General features: G+C 71.7%; 10 protein-coding genes and 2 pseudogenes. 3 read left to right on the top strand and 9 right to left on the bottom strand.

What is annotated here, in order from left to right:
• Positions 1 to 47: 47 nt before the first annotated feature.
• The gene (locus AC6JA9_RS33105) at positions 48 to 1556 is read right to left on the bottom strand and encodes an Hsp70 family protein (RefSeq protein ID WP_497960796.1); all 1509 of its coding nucleotides are present in this window, start codon (positions 1554 to 1556) and stop codon (positions 48 to 50) included.
• Between the two features lie 295 nt (positions 1557 to 1851).
• Between AC6JA9_RS33105 and AC6JA9_RS33100 the strand changes: the two genes are divergently transcribed.
• The gene (locus tag AC6JA9_RS33100) at positions 1852 to 4080 is read left to right on the top strand and encodes a hypothetical protein (RefSeq protein ID WP_497960842.1); all 2229 of its coding nucleotides are present in this window, start codon (positions 1852 to 1854) and stop codon (positions 4078 to 4080) included.
• A 41-nt stretch (positions 4081 to 4121) separates the two neighbouring features.
• Here the strand turns inward: AC6JA9_RS33100 and AC6JA9_RS33095 are convergent.
• From AC6JA9_RS33095 to AC6JA9_RS33075, 5 genes and pseudogenes are all read right to left on the bottom strand, one after another.
• Positions 4122 to 4418, bottom strand: a pseudogene (locus AC6JA9_RS33095) (TIGR02266 family protein); the annotation flags it as partial.
• Positions 4415 to 5080: a hypothetical protein gene (locus AC6JA9_RS33090; RefSeq protein WP_223748106.1), complete on the bottom strand. Its 666-nt coding sequence runs from the start codon at positions 5078 to 5080 to the stop codon at positions 4415 to 4417. The pseudogene AC6JA9_RS33095 and the gene AC6JA9_RS33090, both read right to left, overlap by 4 nt.
• Complete coding sequence (gene alaS, locus AC6JA9_RS33085) at positions 5077 to 7773, bottom strand: alanine--tRNA ligase (RefSeq protein WP_497958357.1); 2697 nt, start codon at positions 7771 to 7773, stop codon at positions 5077 to 5079. Before alaS ends, AC6JA9_RS33090 begins: the two co-directional genes overlap by 4 nt.
• Positions 7774 to 7965: 192 nt before the next feature.
• Positions 7966 to 8307 (bottom strand): annotated as a pseudogene (locus tag AC6JA9_RS33080) (DapH/DapD/GlmU-related protein); the annotation flags it as partial.
• Positions 8308 to 8666: 359 nt separating this feature from the next.
• The gene (locus AC6JA9_RS33075; protein ID WP_223748109.1) at positions 8667 to 9449 is read right to left on the bottom strand and encodes a hypothetical protein; all 783 of its coding nucleotides are present in this window, start codon (positions 9447 to 9449) and stop codon (positions 8667 to 8669) included.
• A 163-nt stretch (positions 9450 to 9612) separates the two neighbouring features.
• On the opposite strand from AC6JA9_RS33075, the gene AC6JA9_RS33070 reads away from it, so the two are divergent.
• Positions 9613 to 10362, top strand: a complete 750-nt coding sequence (locus AC6JA9_RS33070; protein ID WP_074950705.1) for a HEAT repeat domain-containing protein — start codon at positions 9613 to 9615, stop codon at positions 10360 to 10362.
• The gene (locus AC6JA9_RS33065; protein WP_223748110.1) at positions 10359 to 11099 is read left to right on the top strand and encodes a sensor histidine kinase; all 741 of its coding nucleotides are present in this window, start codon (positions 10359 to 10361) and stop codon (positions 11097 to 11099) included. The genes AC6JA9_RS33070 and AC6JA9_RS33065 overlap by 4 nt, the downstream gene beginning before the upstream one ends.
• Before the next feature lie 84 nt (positions 11100 to 11183).
• Here the strand turns inward: AC6JA9_RS33065 and AC6JA9_RS33060 are convergent, their stop codons facing one another.
• The 3 genes from AC6JA9_RS33060 to AC6JA9_RS33050 form a co-directional block, all read right to left on the bottom strand.
• Positions 11184 to 14132, bottom strand: coding sequence for a helicase C-terminal domain-containing protein (locus AC6JA9_RS33060; RefSeq protein ID WP_497960793.1), 2949 nt, complete (start codon positions 14130 to 14132; stop codon positions 11184 to 11186).
• Between the two features lie 56 nt (positions 14133 to 14188).
• A complete protein-coding gene (locus tag AC6JA9_RS33055; protein ID WP_141329375.1) occupies positions 14189 to 14611 on the bottom strand; it encodes a cupredoxin domain-containing protein in 423 nt (140 codons plus the stop codon).
• Positions 14612 to 14682: 71 nt separating this feature from the next.
• The gene (locus AC6JA9_RS33050) at positions 14683 to 15546 is read right to left on the bottom strand and encodes a hypothetical protein (protein WP_223748113.1); all 864 of its coding nucleotides are present in this window, start codon (positions 15544 to 15546) and stop codon (positions 14683 to 14685) included.
• Positions 15547 to 15752 lie beyond the last annotated feature (206 nt).

Below are 15752 nucleotides of genomic sequence, written 5' to 3'. Positions count from 1 at the left end.
AGCGGCGGTGGTTCGGAAGGTCCGACAGGAGCCGGACGAAGGGGCGCTCAGCGGCGGCCGAAGAGCTTCTTCAGCCCGGAGAGAAGGCCACTGGGACGCGCCTCGGGCTCGCCCACCAGCGGCGAGCGGGCGACGAGCGCCTCGCGCCCCGCGTCGTCCAGGTCCTCCAGGGCGAGGGAGACAGGCTGGCGGCGCACGCCTGGCAGCGTGGCCTCGAGGGACAGGGCGGCGTCGGCGGTGAGCGCGAAGTGCAGCTCCACCTCACCCGGGCGTTCGACGTTGAGCGAGAGGCGGCCGAGGTATTCGTTCTCCGCGACGAGCGGCGCGGTGCCCTGGAAGAGGGCGAGCTCCAGCGGGCCGGGCGCGGGCACGGGGATGACGAGTGTCTTGCCCGCGGGCAGTCGCGTCGTGCGCTCGAGCACGCGGCGCTGGGTGCCTCCGCGCTCGGCGACGCCGATGGGGGCGGAGAGGACCTCGGAGACGGAGGCGGCGGGCTTGCCGCCCTCGGCGAGCACGATTCCGTGGCCGAGCAGGGCCGCGCCCAGGGCCACGGCGCCGCGCGCGTCCACGTCGTCGCGCACGGGGACGCCGAGGCTCTCCTCCAGGCGGCGGCGGACGAGGGGCGTGCGGCCCTGGCCACCCACGAGGAGCACGGCGTCGAGTCCCTGAGGCGAGAGTGCGTTGGAGTCGAGGACCTCGCGCACGACGGACGTCACGCGCTGGGCGAGGTCCGCGGTGAGGGCCTCCATGCGCTCGCGGCTGAGCGGGGGGACGCTTCCCGAGGGCAGGCAGACGTCCACCTGGTCCTTCTCGGTGAGGGCCATCTTGGCGGACTCGGCGGCGCTGCGCAGGGGGCCCCAGTCGAGCGGGTGCTCGGGGCGGGGGATGCCCTGGGCCGCGAGGTCGCTGGCGAGGGCCTCGGCGATGCGGGCGTCGAAGTCGAGGCCGCCCACGGTGGGGTCTCCGCCGGTGGTGATGACCTCGAGGTCGTCGCCGGTGACCTGGACGACGCACACGCCGAGCCCGCCGCCACCGAGGTCCACGACGAGCACGCGCTTGCGAGCCAGGCCCTTGCTGTGACCGTGGGCGAGGGCCGCGGCGGCGGGAGCGGTGAGGATGCGCTGGGCATCGAGTCCGGCCATGGTGGCCGCGTCACGCAGGGCGGCGCGCTGTCGGTCGGTGAAGTGGGTGGGGGCGCAGATGACGGCGCGAGTGGCCTTGCGGCCGACGAACGTCGACGCGGCGTGCTTCAGCTCGCGCAGGAGGAGCGCGGTGACGAGCGTGGGGGCGACGAGGCGTCCCCCGAGCTCCACGGAGGCATCCCCGCTCGGGTCCGCGGCGACGGGGAAGGGGAGCTGCGGGGCAAGGGTGCGCAGGCGGGGCGAGCGTGCGCGCAGGCCGAGCAGTCGCATGAGCCCGGGCGCGGCGCGACGTGGGGCGCGAGTGGCCTCGACCTGAGCGGCGGGGCCGATGAGCAGCTCTTCGTTGCCGTCCACGGCGACGAGGGCGGGGAGCTCGTGGCCGTCGGTGCCCGGGAGCGGGACGAGTTGGGCGATGCCGTCGTGGAAGACGGCGACGCGCGCGTGAGAGGTGCCCAGGTCGATGCCGAGGACGACCTCGGGGAGCGAGGGGGAGGTGGTGGGCGCGGAGACGGGGACGTCGAGCAGCGCGCGGCGGCGATTGCGCGCGGTGTCGGCATCTTGTGGAGGAGTCGGGGCGTCGCTGGGCGCGGTCCGCGCTTCGGTGTTGGGACGTGTCGCGGGAGTGGGGGCGGTGGTGACGGACGTACCTGCGGCACCGGTACTGTTGGGCGGTGCCGCGGTGGCGTGTGCCGACTGACCCGGTTCTGTCGTGCCCGTGGTGGCGGTCGCGTCTGTCGTACCGACGCTGGTTGAGGCAGTGGACTGTGTCGACGGGGCCGAATCTGTCGTGCCCTCAGTGTCTGCCGCACCGACGCTGGTCGATGCAGTGGACTGTGTCGACGAGGCCGACTCGGTGGTGACAGCCGTGGCGGTCACGTCTGCGGTACCTGCGCCGGTCGATCCAGTGGGCTGTGTCGACGAAGCTGACTCGGTCGTGCCCTCGGTGTCTGCCGCACCGACGCTGAGCGACGCAGTGGGCTGTGTCGACGAGGCTGACTCGGATGTACCCGTGGATGCCGCCGCGCCTGATGCATCGAGGCTGCTCGATGCAGTGGACTGTGTTGTCGGGGTCGAATCGGTCGGGCTTGTGGATGCCGTCACGCCTTCCGCACCGACGCCGATCGATTCAGTGGGCTGTGTCGACGAGGCCAACTCAGGCGTGGTCGCCGTGGTGGTCGCGTCTGCTGCCTCGAAGCTGCTCGGCGCTGTGGGCAGTGTCGAAGCCGACTCGGTCGTGTCCGCGGTGGTGGTCACGCCTACCGCACCGATGCCGCTCGGCGCTGTGGGCAGGGTCGTCGAAGCCGACGCGGTCGTGCCTGTCGATGCGGTTACGCCTGCAGCATCGATGCTGGTCGATGGAGTGGGCTGTGTCGTCGAAGCCGACTCAGTCGAGCCCGTCGATGCGGTTACGCCTGCAGCATCGATGCTGGTCGATGGAGTGGGCTGTGTCGTCGAAGCCGACTCAGTCGAGCCCGTCGATGCGGTTACGCCTGCAGCATCGATGCTGGTCGATGGAGTGGGCTGTGTTGCCGAAGCCGACTCAGGCGTTCCTGCGGTGGCGGTCACGTCCGCTGCACCGATGCTGGTCGATGCAGTGGTCGGCGCTGCCGCGGCCGACTCGGTCGTGCTCGTAGATGCCGTTACTTCCGGTTCATTGAAGAAGTTCGACACAGGCTGTGTCGACGACGCCGGTTCGGTCGTTCCCTCAGTGGCAGGCACGCCAGCCGCGCCGACGGTGGTCGATTCAGTGGGCTGTGTCGACGAGGCCGACTCGGTCGTGCCCGTGATGGAGGACACCTCGTCGGCCCTGGTGATGTTCGTGAGGCTGGGCGTCGACGAACTGGATTCTGTCGTGCTGCCCGTGGCCACGGACGTGTTGAGGGGCACTTCCGGGCCACTGGAGACATTCGCGGTGCTGGACTCCACCGAATCGGTGGTCTGGGTCGACGGAGTGGGTTCTGTCGTGCCCGTGGATGCGGATGCTACGGCGAGGGTGACGCCTTTGGTGCCGTGCCCCGAAGAGGTCGTCGGGTCGACTGACTGGAAGGCCCCGGCATCGCTCGTTGGAGCTGTGCCCAACGTGTCCGCAGCATCGGGGCTCGTTGATGCCTCGACGCCGGTAGCCGAAGTCGTCGAAGGCTCCGAACCGTCCGTCACGGCCTCGAAGCGAGACGCATCACTCGCTGTCGAGGCAGGAGTCGATGGCCGCTGCGTCGACTCGGACCGTGCTTCCGAGATGAAGTCTGAATCGGCACTCGTCGCAGGTTCCGCTGTCTCAGCAGGCTCCGCGGTCGGCGATGAAGGCGGGGTGTCCCGCGCGTCGAAGTCGTCGCCGAAGAGCGCCTCAGCCGTGAGAGTCGACCGCGATTCTGGCGAGGCCGTCGTCCCCAGCGGCTCCGCCGTCAGCGGCCGCGCTCCAGGGGGGCCGGAAGCATCGGCGGGCTCGTCGTCATCGGGACCGAACAGGCTCGCGGTGATGTCGAAGTCGAGCCCGGTATCGCCCACGGATGCATCGGGAGGCGGAGCGGTGCTCGCATCCACCTGCGCGTGTGCCGGCTCCGCCTGGTTGTCGGCCGTGCCCGCCGTCGTCGATTCCGAAGTGACGGGCCCTGTCCCAGAACCTTCGTCATGCCGGGCCACGGCCTCATGCTCAGGCTCCGCGCGCGATGCTTCAAATCCCGCGGACGGTGACGCGGCTTCCGATTCCGCGTCACGGGGATCCTCGACGTCAGCGGCCCGCGACTCCGCCTCCGAACCGAAATCGCGCGGAGCCTCGTACCCAGGCGCGGGAGGCGCAGCCTCCGCGTCCGACGCCCGCTCACTCAGTTCGGACGGACCAGGCCGGGCCGCCTCGGAGTTCGAGCCCCCGGGACTCACCGGCGGTGCCGCGGGTGCCGGCGTGGGCCGTCCCTTGCGCACCAACCCGGGAACCAGTTGATGCGGCGCGGGCTCGGGCGGCCCCTTCCGCGCGACGACGCGGTCGACGAGCGCCTTGCTCGCCGCGTCCAGCTTCACGAAGCGCACCGTCATGCCGGAGCGCCCCGCGCCCGACTCCACCTGCGCCTTCACCACCACGCCCTCGCCGCGCAACAGCCGGCTCCCATCCGCCAGCACGAACTCGAACGCGAGCCCCGTCCCCTCGGGCTTCAGCGCGCGCGTGGCGATGAACACGCCGCCGCGCGCCACGTTCGAGCCATACTTGTCGATGAACTCCTCCTCCGTGCCGTACGGAAGACGGATGCGCAGCGGAAGCAGCTTGGGAACAAGCCCGCTCATCGCAGGGGGATCCGCACCTCTCCCCCCGTCCCCGGGATGACCAGCTGGAGGTCACCTTCCTTCAGGGCCGGCGGGGGCAGCTCGAACATGAGGATGACGTCCGAGCGCTCCTCGAGCGCCCACGTGCGGCGCAGCGGACGCGTCCCCGCGAGCACCTGCGCATCCCGGGCAATCCCATACGTCGCTTCCCGCGCGCCCACCACCCGCGCCGCATCCCAATCCATCGTCACCGGCGCGGGACCCACGTTCTGCGTCACCAACTGCACCCGGAGGAACAGCTCCTCCGTCGTCATGCTCAGCTTCCCCGAGCCCTTCACCGAGTGCGAGGACTCCAGGCCCGTGAGCTTCACCGCCACCGTGTCCACGTGCACCGTGGCATTCGACTCCGGCAGCTCCAGCCGCCGGGGCGCCGCATCGTCCAACCCCGCGGCGAGCCCCGCGAGCTGCGCGTTCGGGTCTCCCCGAGTCGACTCGGGACCGGGCGTGGGACGGCCGCCCTGGTTCACCCGGTCCACCTCCTGACGCAGCTTCTGCAGCGTGCGCTCGTCCGCCGTGCCCAGGGCCCCGGACGCAGGCTCCTCCTTCGTGCAGCCCCCCGACAGGAGGGCCACGGCCAGGAGCTGCGTCACCGACACCAGGGCCAGGCGGACACGAGGGCTCACGCGGCGCCAGCTCCCTTCACCAGCTCGTACAGCTTGTCGAGCGCGGCGGGCAGCTTCGCCGAGTCCGGGCCGCCGGCCTGCGCCATGTCGGGCTTGCCACCGCCCTTGCCGCCGACCTCCTTGGCCATCTCCCGGACCAGCTCACCCGCGCTGATGCCCTTGGCCACCACGTCCTTCGTCACCGCGACGAGGATGATGGCCCGGCCGTCCTTCTCACCACCGATGGCCACCACGCCCGACTGGATGCGGTCTCGCAGCTGGTCCGCCATGCCGCGGAACACCTTGTCGTCCGCCGGGTCCACGCGCGTGGCCAGCACCTTCATGCCGTTGACGTCGCGCGCCTGCTCCAGCAGGTCCTTGCTGCCCGCCGTCTGCGCCTTGACGGAGACCTCCTCCACCTTGCGCTCGAGCTCCTTCACGCGCTTCTGCGTCGCCTCCACGCGCTTGACGACGTCCTTGGGCGACGTCTTGAGCAGCTCCGCCACCTTACGCAGCTCATGCTCCTGCTCGCGCACGTGCTGGAACGCGCCCACGCCCGTCAGCGCGATGATGCGCCGCACGCCGGACGCCACGCCGCTCTCGCTCGAAATCTTGAACAGGCCGATGTCGCCGCTGCGCTTGACGTGCGTGCCGCCGCAAAGCTCGGTGGACTCCGGGTGCACGGTGACGACGCGCACCGTCTCGCCGTACTTCTCACCGAACATCGCCACCGCGCCGGACTTCTTCGCGTCCTCCAGCGTCATGACGCGCGTCTGCGCCGCCGCGTTGTCGCGAATCCAGCCGTTGACCAGGTCCTCGACCTTCTCCGACTCCTCGGTCGTCATCGGACCGAAGTGCGAGAAGTCGAAGCGCAGGAAGTCCGCCGCCACGACGGAGCCCGCCTGCTTCACGTGCTCGCCCAGCACCAGCTTGAGCGCCTTGTGCAGCAGGTGCGTCGCGGAGTGGTTCGCGCGGATGGCCTTGCGCCGCTCCACGTCCACCGCCGCCTGCACCATGTCGCCGACCTTGAAGGTGCCCTCGGTGATTTCCACCGTGTGGACGATGAGCCCCTGCACCGGGCGCTGCGCGTCCAGCACCTTGGCCTTCGCCTTGCCGCCGTGGCCCACGATGTCGCCGGTGTCGCCCAGCTGGCCGCCGGACTCGCCGTAGAACGGCGTCCGGTCCAGCACCAGCTCCACCTTGTCGCCCTGGGACGCCTGGACCGCCTCCACGCCGTCGCGAATCAGCGCGCGGATGCTGCCCTCGCCCTCGTGGCCCTCGCCCTCGTAGCCCAGGAACTCCGACGGCCCCAGCTTCTCGATGAGCTTGAGGTAGACGTCGCCGATGGCCTTGTCCTTGGTGAGCTTGCCGCCCTCGTTGCGCTCGGCCTCCTTCTTCAGCTCCTCCTCGAAGCCGGGGAGGTCCGCGTCGAGCCCGTGCTCCCGCAGGATGATCTGCGTCAAGTCCCACGGGAAGCCGTAGGTGCCGTGCAGCAGGAACACGTCCGCGCCGGACATGAGCTTCTCGCCGGACTGCTTCAGCCGGGCGACGCTCTCGTCGATCATCTTCATGCCGCGGTTGAGCGTGCGGCGGAAGCTCTCCTCCTCGTGCTCGGCGACCTTGAGGATGAAGGGCCGGCTGTCGCGCAGCTCCGGGAACGCGTCACTCATCAGCTCGATGACCCGGTCCACGACCTTGAAGAAGAACAGCTGGTCCAGGCCCAGCAGCGTGCCGTGGCGGATGGCGCGGCGCATGATGCGGCGCAGGACGTAGCCCCGGCCCTCGTTGGAGGGCTGCACGCCGTCGGCGATGAGGAACGCCGCGGTGCGGCTGTGGTCCGCCACCACGCGGTGGGACGCGCCCGTCTCCTGCGAGTACGGCTTGCCGGAGATCTCCACCACCTTCGCGATGATGCTCTGGAACAGGTCGGTGTCGTAGTTGGAGCGCTTGCCCTGCACGACGGAGGCGATGCGCTCCAGGCCCGCGCCCGTGTCGATGGACGGCTTGGGCAGCGGAATCAGCGGCGCGTCCTTCTCCTTGCGCTCGAACTGCATGAACACGAGGTTCCAGATTTCGAGCCACCGGTCGCAGTCGCATGCGACCCCCTGACACTTCTTGCCCGCCGCCTCCTCGACACAGGGGATGTCGTCGCCCTGGTGGAAGTGGATTTCAGAGCAGGGGCCACACGGGCCCGTCTCTCCCATGGACCAGAAGTTGTCCTTCAGGCCGAGCTTGTAGATGCGCTCGCGGGCGACGCCCTGCTTCGCCCACAGCTCGAACGCCTCTTCGTCCCAGGGGATGCCGCCCTCGCCGTTGAACACGGTGATGGCCAGCCGCGCGGGGGGAAGGCCGAGCGTCTTCGTCACGAACTCCCAGCCGTACGCAATCGCGTCCGCCTTGAAGTAGTCGCCGAAGGAGAAGTTGCCGAGCATCTCGAAGAACGTGTGGTGGCGCGCCGTGTAGCCCACGTTGTCGAGGTCGTTGTGCTTGCCGCCGGCGCGCACGCACTTCTGCGACGTCGTGGCGCGGCTGTAGTCACGGCGCTCGCGGCCCGTGAAGACATCCTTGAACTGCACCATGCCCGCGTTGGTGAACAGCAGCGTCGGGTCGTTGGCGGGCACCAGCGAGGAGGACGGGACGCGGCGGTGTCCACGCTCCTCGAAGAACTTGAGGAACGCCTCTCGAATCTCGGAGGCGGTCAGGGCGGAAGGCATGGTGTGGGTATATGCCACAAGAGTGGGCCGCGCAGGAGTTCTTGGAGTGTGCATGGAGGGGTGGACGCCCCGACCGACGAGACTCCGACAACCCCCGAGCCGCCTGGATGGCCGGTGGGGGAGGGGACACCGGACAGGGGCCGCCTCCCGGAAGGCCCCGCGTCAGTGCCCGTGTGACATCGTCTGCTTCACCTTCACCACCCGGGCGGGCATGCCCGCCACCACGGCCAGGGGCGGCACGTCCGCCGTCACCAGGGCGCCCGCGCCAATCACCGCGCCGTCCCCCACGGTGACGGGGCCGATGATTTGAGCTCCCACGCCCACGTAGACGTTGCGGCCGATGCGCGGCACGCCGGGCACACCCAGCTGCGGCTCCACGCTGACGTTCTGGGACAGGAAGCTGCCCTCGCCCACCTCCACGCCGGGGGCCACCACCACGCCCACGCCGCCGTAGCCCAGTCCCACCGAGGCATGCAGCCGCGCGTCGATGTCCACGTGGCTGTGCAGGAGTCGGTCGCCCACCGCGGCCACCATGCCCGGCAGCATCGGGACACCCAGCGTGCGAAGCCGCCTCGCGGCCCGGTAGAAGGTCAGCGCCGTCGGACCCATGTCCCACCCCGTCCCGTCCCCCGGCGGCTCGACGACGACCGGGCCAGGAGGCGCTCCTCGGCCCAGGACGCCATCCCGGAGTGGGAGGCAGCGGGCGTCGGAGGAGGCATCCAGGAGGACGGGCGCGTCGAAGCCATGGCTCCGCGCCAATCTAGGGGGAGCCCGCGTCCCGGCCAGTTGCTCGTTGGCCAGGGGCCCGCGAGCGTCCGCCAGCCAACCTCACCACGCCCCCTTGGACCTCCAAGTGCCACCGGTCCGACACTCGCCCCGGTGGCCAAGGGGGCTCAGGAGGCCTCGCCGTCGCGCAGGCGCTTGAGTGCGTCCTCGACGTACTGCACGCCCTTGGCAGTGATGGCCTTGCCCTTCTTGGTGTCCTGGGCGTACCCGGCGTGCAGCCTCAGGGCCTTGGCCGCGTTGGGGGCCGCGTAGGTAACGCCCAGCTCGCCCCAGAAGCGCGACGTCGTGCCGGACGTCACCTCCATGTCCAGCTCCGCGGCGCGCGCCAGGTAGAGCGGAATCAGTGAGCGTACGAGCTGGTCCTTCAGCTTGCCCGCGGAGGCGAGCTCCTCGTGACGCGGATGCGTCCGCAGCGCCGCCATCAACCGGTCCACCGCCTGTCCCGCGTCCGCGGTGGGCGATGCGGCCGCGGCCGGGCTCTCGCGCTTCTTCGCGCGGGGCTTGCTCCGGGCGGGGCTGCTCTTGCCCGGCTTCGGCGCGGGAGCCTTGGGGGCGCCCTTCGCGCTCTTCGTCACCTTGGCCTTTCGCGCCTTCGCGGCCTTCGTCGGAGGCGCGGGCTCCTCGGCCGCGACCTCGGCGGCGGGGGCTGGTGGCTCCTCGATGATGGGGCGCGGGCGCGGGGTGCGCTCGACGCGCGTGGGCTCGGGGGCGCCGGGGGGCGCGGGGGCGACCGGAGACTCCCTGCGCTCGATGGGGCGGGGCGCGCCATGGCCGTTGTGGGCGGGGGGAGGATTCGGGCGCGCGTAGCCCAGGCGCGTGCGCACCTCCTCCACCACGCCGCTCAATCCCACTTGCTGCAGCAGACCTTCCAACCGGGAAGCGAATGACACCGGGCATGCCCTCCTGGACCGGGCGCACGTTACCCCAGGATGGCCCCAGGTCGGATCCACGACGCCTACGAGGGGAGGGGAGGTGGGTGTGAACGGCCCGCCCTCCAGGCAACTGTTCGTCACCGGGCACACGGCGCTACACTGCGAGTCGCCCTCCCCCGCCATGCGGCTGCCCGCTCTCTCCCTGCTCCTGCTCCTCCTCGCGCCCGGCGCGACCCTCGCCCAGGGGGATACCCGTCTTGCGTTCCTGGGGCGCCAGCTCCAGCAGGGCAAGGACCCTCGCTCCCGCTCCCAGGCGGCGCTCGTGCTGGGCGCCACCGAGGACCCGGAGGCCGTGGCCGTGCTGTGCCCTGGCCTCAAGGACGCAAGCGAGCTGGTGCGCGCCGCCGTCGCCAAGTCGCTGGCGAAGCTCCTGGAGTCCTCCGCGCTGCCCTGCCTGGAGGCCCACAAGGACGAGGCGGACGCGGCGGTGCAGGCGGCGGTGCGCGAGGCGGTGAGCGCGCTGAAGGAGTACCAGGCGCGACCGGCCCGGCTGTACATCGCCATGGAGGGGATGAAGGACCTGACGCGCTCGCTGCCGCCGGAGCTGGTGAAGGCCACCGAGGCACGGCTGCGCTCGCGGCTGGTGCGCCGGGGGGCGGTGCTGGCGCCGGCGAAGGAGACCAAGGCGCAGGCCAAGGGCGCGCTGAAGAAGCTGGGCGTGCGGGGATTTCGCATCACCCCGGAGGTCCACCCCATGGAGGGTGGGGGCCTGCGGGTGGCCATCGTCTGCATGACCTACCCGGACCTGTCCCTGCTGGGGCAGGTGGACGTGAAGGCCGGGGGCGCGCAGCCCGCGGACCTCCTCAAGGCGCTGGTCCCCCGCGCCGTGGAGGACGCCGCCGAAACCTTCGAGTGGAGCAACGACACATGACGACGAGCAGCACGGCGCAGCAGGCGGCCCCCAAGCGGCGCTGGCGCAACTTCCTGCTGGATACGAGCTTCCAGCTCAAGCTGACCGCGTACATCGTCGGCGTGACGCTGGTGCTGTCGGCGCTCTTGGGCGTGTTCCTGGTGCGCTCGGCGCGGGCGCTGATGCAGGAGACGGCGACGGCGGTGGAGGCGCGCTCGAAGGCCGCGGAGGTGAGCCGGGAGCTGTCCAGCGCCACGCTCTCCAACGAGCTGCTCGCGCGCATGGATGACCCGGCGTTCGAGGCCGCCTTCCGGGAGAAGGCGCAGACCATCGACGCGGCCTACGAGCAGGAGCGCGCGGCCATCGTCGCGCAGCGCGCGGAGCTGGAGTGGCGCCAGCGCGCGACGTGGTGGGTGCTGGGCGCGTTCCTGTTGGCCTTCATCGCCGTGGTGGCGCTGGGCACCATCGTCGTGACGCACCGGGTGGCGGGCCCGCTGCTGCGCATCCGGCGCATGGTGGGGGAGGTGGCGGAGGGCAAGCTGCGTCCCCCGTCGTATGGCCTGCGCGATGGTGACGAGCTGAAGGATTTGTTCGACGCGACGCGGACGATGATGCAGCGGCTGCGCGAGCAGAGCGAAGAGGACGCGCGGGCCTTGGCGAAGGCGCTGGAGGTCGCGGAGCGGAGCGGGGCGTCGGGTGAGTCGCTCGGCGAGCTGCGCGCGCTGGAGTCCCGCTTCCGAGCGCGCCTGGACGCTTGAGCCGCGCTTGGCGTGGCGGGGCGTCAGGCGAGCTGCGCGCGCTGGAGTCCCGCTTCCGAGCGCGCCTGGACGCGTGAGCCTTGTTCAGCGCGGAGCGGGTGAGTCCACGAGGAGCCCCGTCTGCTTGAGCACGCCGTGGATGCGCAGGCGCGCCTGCGCCCACGGCAGCGCCTCCACGCGGTAGCCCTCCAGGGCGTTCATCAGGTACGCGCGGTAGCTGGGGTGCCCCGGGTCCGCGATGATGACGACGCCCCGGTCCGTGGTGGAGCGGATGAGCCGCCCCACGCCCTGCCGCAGCAGGAGCAGCGCGCGCGGCAGCCGGTACTGGAGGAATCCCTGATACTCGCCCCCCGCGCGGGCCAGCGGCTCCTCGCGCGCGGCGACCAGCGGACGCAGCGCGGGCTCCAGCGGGAGCTTGTCGATGAAGACGCACCCAACGCCGCGCCCAGGGATGTCCACACCCTGCCAGAAGCTCTTCGTGCCCAAGAGCACCGTGCCCGTGTCGCGCTCCTGCCGTGCCGCCAGGGAGCGGCCATGTCCACGGGACTGCCGCAGCACCTCGATGCCCAGCGGCTCCAGTCGGTTGCGAGCCTCCGCGCCCACGCGCTCCATGCGCCGCGTGGACGCGAACAGCCCCAACAGCCGCCCGCCCATCGTCTGCGCGAGGCCGGAGATGCGCGTCGCGGCCCAGTCGACGAAGGGTTCCTCGTGCGCGCGCGGCGCGTCCGTGACGAGCACGACGAGCGCCTGCTCGTGCAGTTGGAAGGGTGAGGGCGCGCGCAACAACCGGGGCGCGGGCTTGTCGCCCCGGCCATCCAGCCCCAGGCGCTTCAACACGAAGGGCGTACCGCTCCCGTTGCTCGGGCCCAGCGTGGCGGAGGTGAGCACCAGCGCGCGCTTGTTCGCGGCGAAGTCGCGCGACACGTGGAAGGACACGTCCACCGGCTGCGCGCCCACGCTCCAGCGCTGACGCCGGGGCTCGGCCGTGGCCGAGTAGCACCGCCCCGCCGCCGCCTCGCCCGACAGCTCCGTGGCCAGCGTCGACAGCTCTCCCAGCTCCGTCGTCGCGCCGGACAGCTCGCGCTCCAGCGCCGGCATCCGCGCCGCCAGCTCCGGCAGGGCCTCCAGCACCCGCACCGCGAGCAGCGTGTGCAGCGCCTGCAGCGCGCCGCGCACCAGCTCCAGTCCCTCTCGCACCGGCGCCCACGCGGGCAGCGCGCGCACGGCCTCCGTCACGCGCAGCTCCGGGGCATAGGCGCCCTCGTCCGGGTCCTCTCCGGCCGCCGTCGCCGAGGGCTCACACAGCTCCGTCACCCGCGCGCCCAGGTCCCGCGCCTCGTCCATCAGCCGGCGCAGCGCGTCCTCCACCTGACCCATCAGCGCGCGGGACTCCTCGCGCCGGGAGGCGGACAGCGCGCGCCGCAGCTCGGCGAACAGGCCGTGTCGTCCGTCTCGTCCGTGCAGCCGCTCGGTGAGCCGGTGGAAGGCCAGGTCCGACAGCTCCACGGTGAGCGCCGTGGTGGCCACGTCCTCCACCTCGTGCGCCTCGTCGAGAATCAGGTGCTCGAGCTTCGGGTAGCGCGCGGGCCACGCGAAGGCGAGTGACTGGTTGATGACCAGCACGTCCGCCTCGCGCGCCTGGGCCACCGCCGAGTGGTAGAAGCACCGGTGGTGATGCGGGCACTTGTCGCCCAGCGTCGTCGCCGCCTCGGAGCGCACCGCCGGCATCAACCCCATCAGCACCGGGAAGCGCTCGCGGAACCAGTGGCTCAGCCGGTCCAGGTCTCCCTCGACGCTGCGGCGCAGGTACGCGCGCAGGTACGCGCGAGGGGCGCGGGCGTTGTGCCCCATGCCCGGCTCCACGCGCGTGGCCTCCAGCGCGCGGCGGCGGCACAGGTAGTTCGACTGCCCCTTGAGCAGCGCGTAGCCGAACGTGCCCCCCAGCGCGCGGTGCAGGCGCGGCAGGTCCTTCTCCAGCAACTGGTCCTGCAGCGTCTTGGTGTGCGGCGCCACGCCGACCTTGCGCCCGTTGCGCGCGGCGAAGAGGGCCGCGGGCGCCAGGTACGCGAGCGACTTGCCCGTGCCCGTGCCCGCCTCCACCGCCACCTGCTCCCCGTCCGACAACGCGCGCGCCACCGCCTGCGCCATGTCGAGCTGCGCGGGCCGGCTGCGGAAGCCTTCCTCGCGCTGCTCCAGCGCACCGCCCGCACCCAGAATCGCGGACACCTCGTCGGCCCGCACCGGCACCACCGGCGTCTCGGCCTCGGGCTCCGCGACCGCGGGCACGCCCGCCGCGCGACGCCGCTCCGGTCGTCCGCGCAGGAAGCCGCCTTGCGTCTCGAGCGCGAGCGGCGTGGGCCTCGCCCGGCAGGCCGCGTTCAGTCGCGACAGCAGCTCCAGCAGCGGCCACTCGTCGTAATCGAACGCGCCCTCCTCGAGGACGTCAGCGGAGCCCAGCCGCCGCGCCGCCCGAGGGTCCAGTGTGGCCACGAGGTCCGCGAGGTCCTCGCCGCGCCCGTCGCTGATGCAGCGCTCCATCGTCTGCACGAGCACCGCGTACACCGCCTCGCAGTCGGACACCGCGCGGTGCGGCTGGCGGATGCCCAGCCCCGCCCAGCGCAAGAGCGACTCCAGCGAGTGGCTGGGCAGCTCCGGGTGCAGGTAGTGCATCAGCTCGCACGAATCGAGCACCGGCGCGCGAATGGAGCCCAACAGGTCCGGCAGGAAGCCCTTCTCGAACGAGGCGTTGTGCGCCACCACCGTCCAGCCCGTCAGCCGCGCCTTGAGGTCCTCCAGGTCCACGCCGAAGCGCGGCCGGCCCTCCAGGTCCGCGTCCGTCAGGCCCGTGAGCCGACGAATCGTGAGGGGCAGGGGCTTGGACGCCGAGTACAGCCGCGCGAAGCGGTCCACCTCGCGCCCGTTCTCGAAGAACAGACACCCCAGCTCGATGATTTCGTCGGCACGTGGATCCAACCCCGTGGTCTCGAGGTCGAGGAAGACATGCCGCGTGAAGAGCTCCGCCGCGCCGCCCATGCAGGGTCGGCACACTACTCCTCCCCGGCGCGGTGCCCAGATTTCGGCCTACGTCTTCACTCCACCAGGAAAACGCCGGAAATCATCTTCCCCATGGCGCAGCCGTACACCAGCTTGCCGGACGTCTTGGGCGTGAAGGTGATGTCCACCGGCTGGCCCAGCGGCAGCGCGGTGTTGATGCCGTAGTCGTCCATCACGACTTCCGTCGCGCACGTCTGGTCCGTCTTGCGCGTCACCACCAGCTTCACCGGCTCGTCCTTCTTGAGCTGCACGGGGCTGGGCTCGTAGCCCTTCTCCGTCACCGTCAGCTCCACCACGCGCACGCCGTTCTCCCGCTTCTCCGGGACGGTGGGCGCGGGGGCCGCGGCGGCGGCGGGCGGGGTGTCCTTGGTGCAGCCCTGCTGGGTGGCGCCCACCATGGCGGCCGTCGCGGCCAGCGCGAGCCAGGGCTTGATGATGCGGGAGAAGAAGGGGCGCATGGAGTGGGTGCCTCGCTCGGCGAAAGATGGAGGAAGGGGCGGCGCCCCCGCGAAATTCCGCGGCCTTGGCTTCAGGCCTCGGTGGCGGGAGCGCTCGCGGCGACCGGCTCGAAGCGCAGCAGCGCGTGGAGCGGGACGAACACCTCGTGGCCCGTCTCGCCCAACAGCAGGTCGAAGCGGCCCACGTGCATCAGCGGCAGCTGCAGCGTGATGCCGTTGCGCAGCACCAGCTTCACCTGCTGGCCCAGGTGGTCCAGGAACGCGCGCGGGTCCGAGTACGGCCGCTTGTCCGGCTGGCGGGCCACCGTGGCGGGCTTCTGGGTGAGCTTCGCGTCGCGCTCCAGCCCGGGCAGCAGCCGCTCCCACTCCCCGCGCCGCGCCAGCAGCACCACCTGCAGCTTCTCCAGCCGCCCGGTGCGCTCCAGCGTGAAGGCGATGGGCTCCTCGGCGACCAGCGTGTCCAGGAGCGAGCGCTCCGCCAGCACCACGGAGACCTCCGTCTTGCCGGCGATGAGGCCCGAGAGCAGCTCGGCGACGACGGCGTTGTCCACCTCGCCGCGCGCCTGCTTGATGGCCGCCTTGCGCTGGGTGCGCTCCTTGCGCGCCATGAACTCCGCCACCGTCATGCCGCTCTGGAGCACGCCGAACGCGTCCCCCAGCGACAGCCCCGGCGTCTGGCCCATCAGCTCGTAGACCTGGTCGAAGCGCTTGGCCTCCTCGGCGTGGAGCTTGCGCCAGATGCGGCACTTCATCTTGCCTTCCAGCTCACCCTTGGCGATGCGCGCCGGCACGTGCTCGCGCTGCGCGAGCGCGAGGATCTGCTCGGGCGTGGGCGGAGGCCGGGGCGCCGAGGAGCGGAAGCCCCCGGGACGGCCACCGAAGCCGCCGGGACGTCCACCCGGGCCACCGGGCCCTCCAGGCGAGCGCGGAGCCATCGGCCGGGCGCCCGGCGCCACGCCCGCGGGGCGGGGGGCGCTGGAGGCCACCGGCACCGATGGACGCGGCGCGGGCGAGGGCGCTGGCGCCGTGGGGCTCGTCGGGGCGGCCGCCGCCGGGGTGGCGGGACGGGGCGTGGGCGCCACGCCCGCGGGACGGGGCGCGACGGGGGCCGCCGGACCCGCCGTGGTGGGACGGGGCGTGG

Source organism: Myxococcus sp. MH1, assembly GCF_059738865.1.
This window is presented reverse-complemented; position numbering and strand designations above follow the sequence as displayed.

Coding starts and splice junctions, on each gene's coding strand:
- AC6JA9_RS33060 (WP_497960793.1), bottom strand. CDS start 14,132: ATGGGCGGCGCGGCGGAGCTCTTCACGCGGCATGTCTTCCTCGACCTC.
- AC6JA9_RS33070 (WP_074950705.1), top strand. CDS start 9,613: ATGCGGCTGCCCGCTCTCTCCCTGCTCCTGCTCCTCCTCGCGCCCGGC.
- alaS (WP_497958357.1), bottom strand. CDS start 7,773: ATGCCTTCCGCCCTGACCGCCTCCGAGATTCGAGAGGCGTTCCTCAAG.
- AC6JA9_RS33055 (WP_141329375.1), bottom strand. CDS start 14,611: ATGCGCCCCTTCTTCTCCCGCATCATCAAGCCCTGGCTCGCGCTGGCC.
- AC6JA9_RS33050 (WP_223748113.1), bottom strand. CDS start 15,546: ATGGCTCCGCGCTCGCCTGGAGGGCCCGGTGGCCCGGGTGGACGTCCC.
- AC6JA9_RS33065 (WP_223748110.1), top strand. CDS start 10,359: ATGACGACGAGCAGCACGGCGCAGCAGGCGGCCCCCAAGCGGCGCTGG.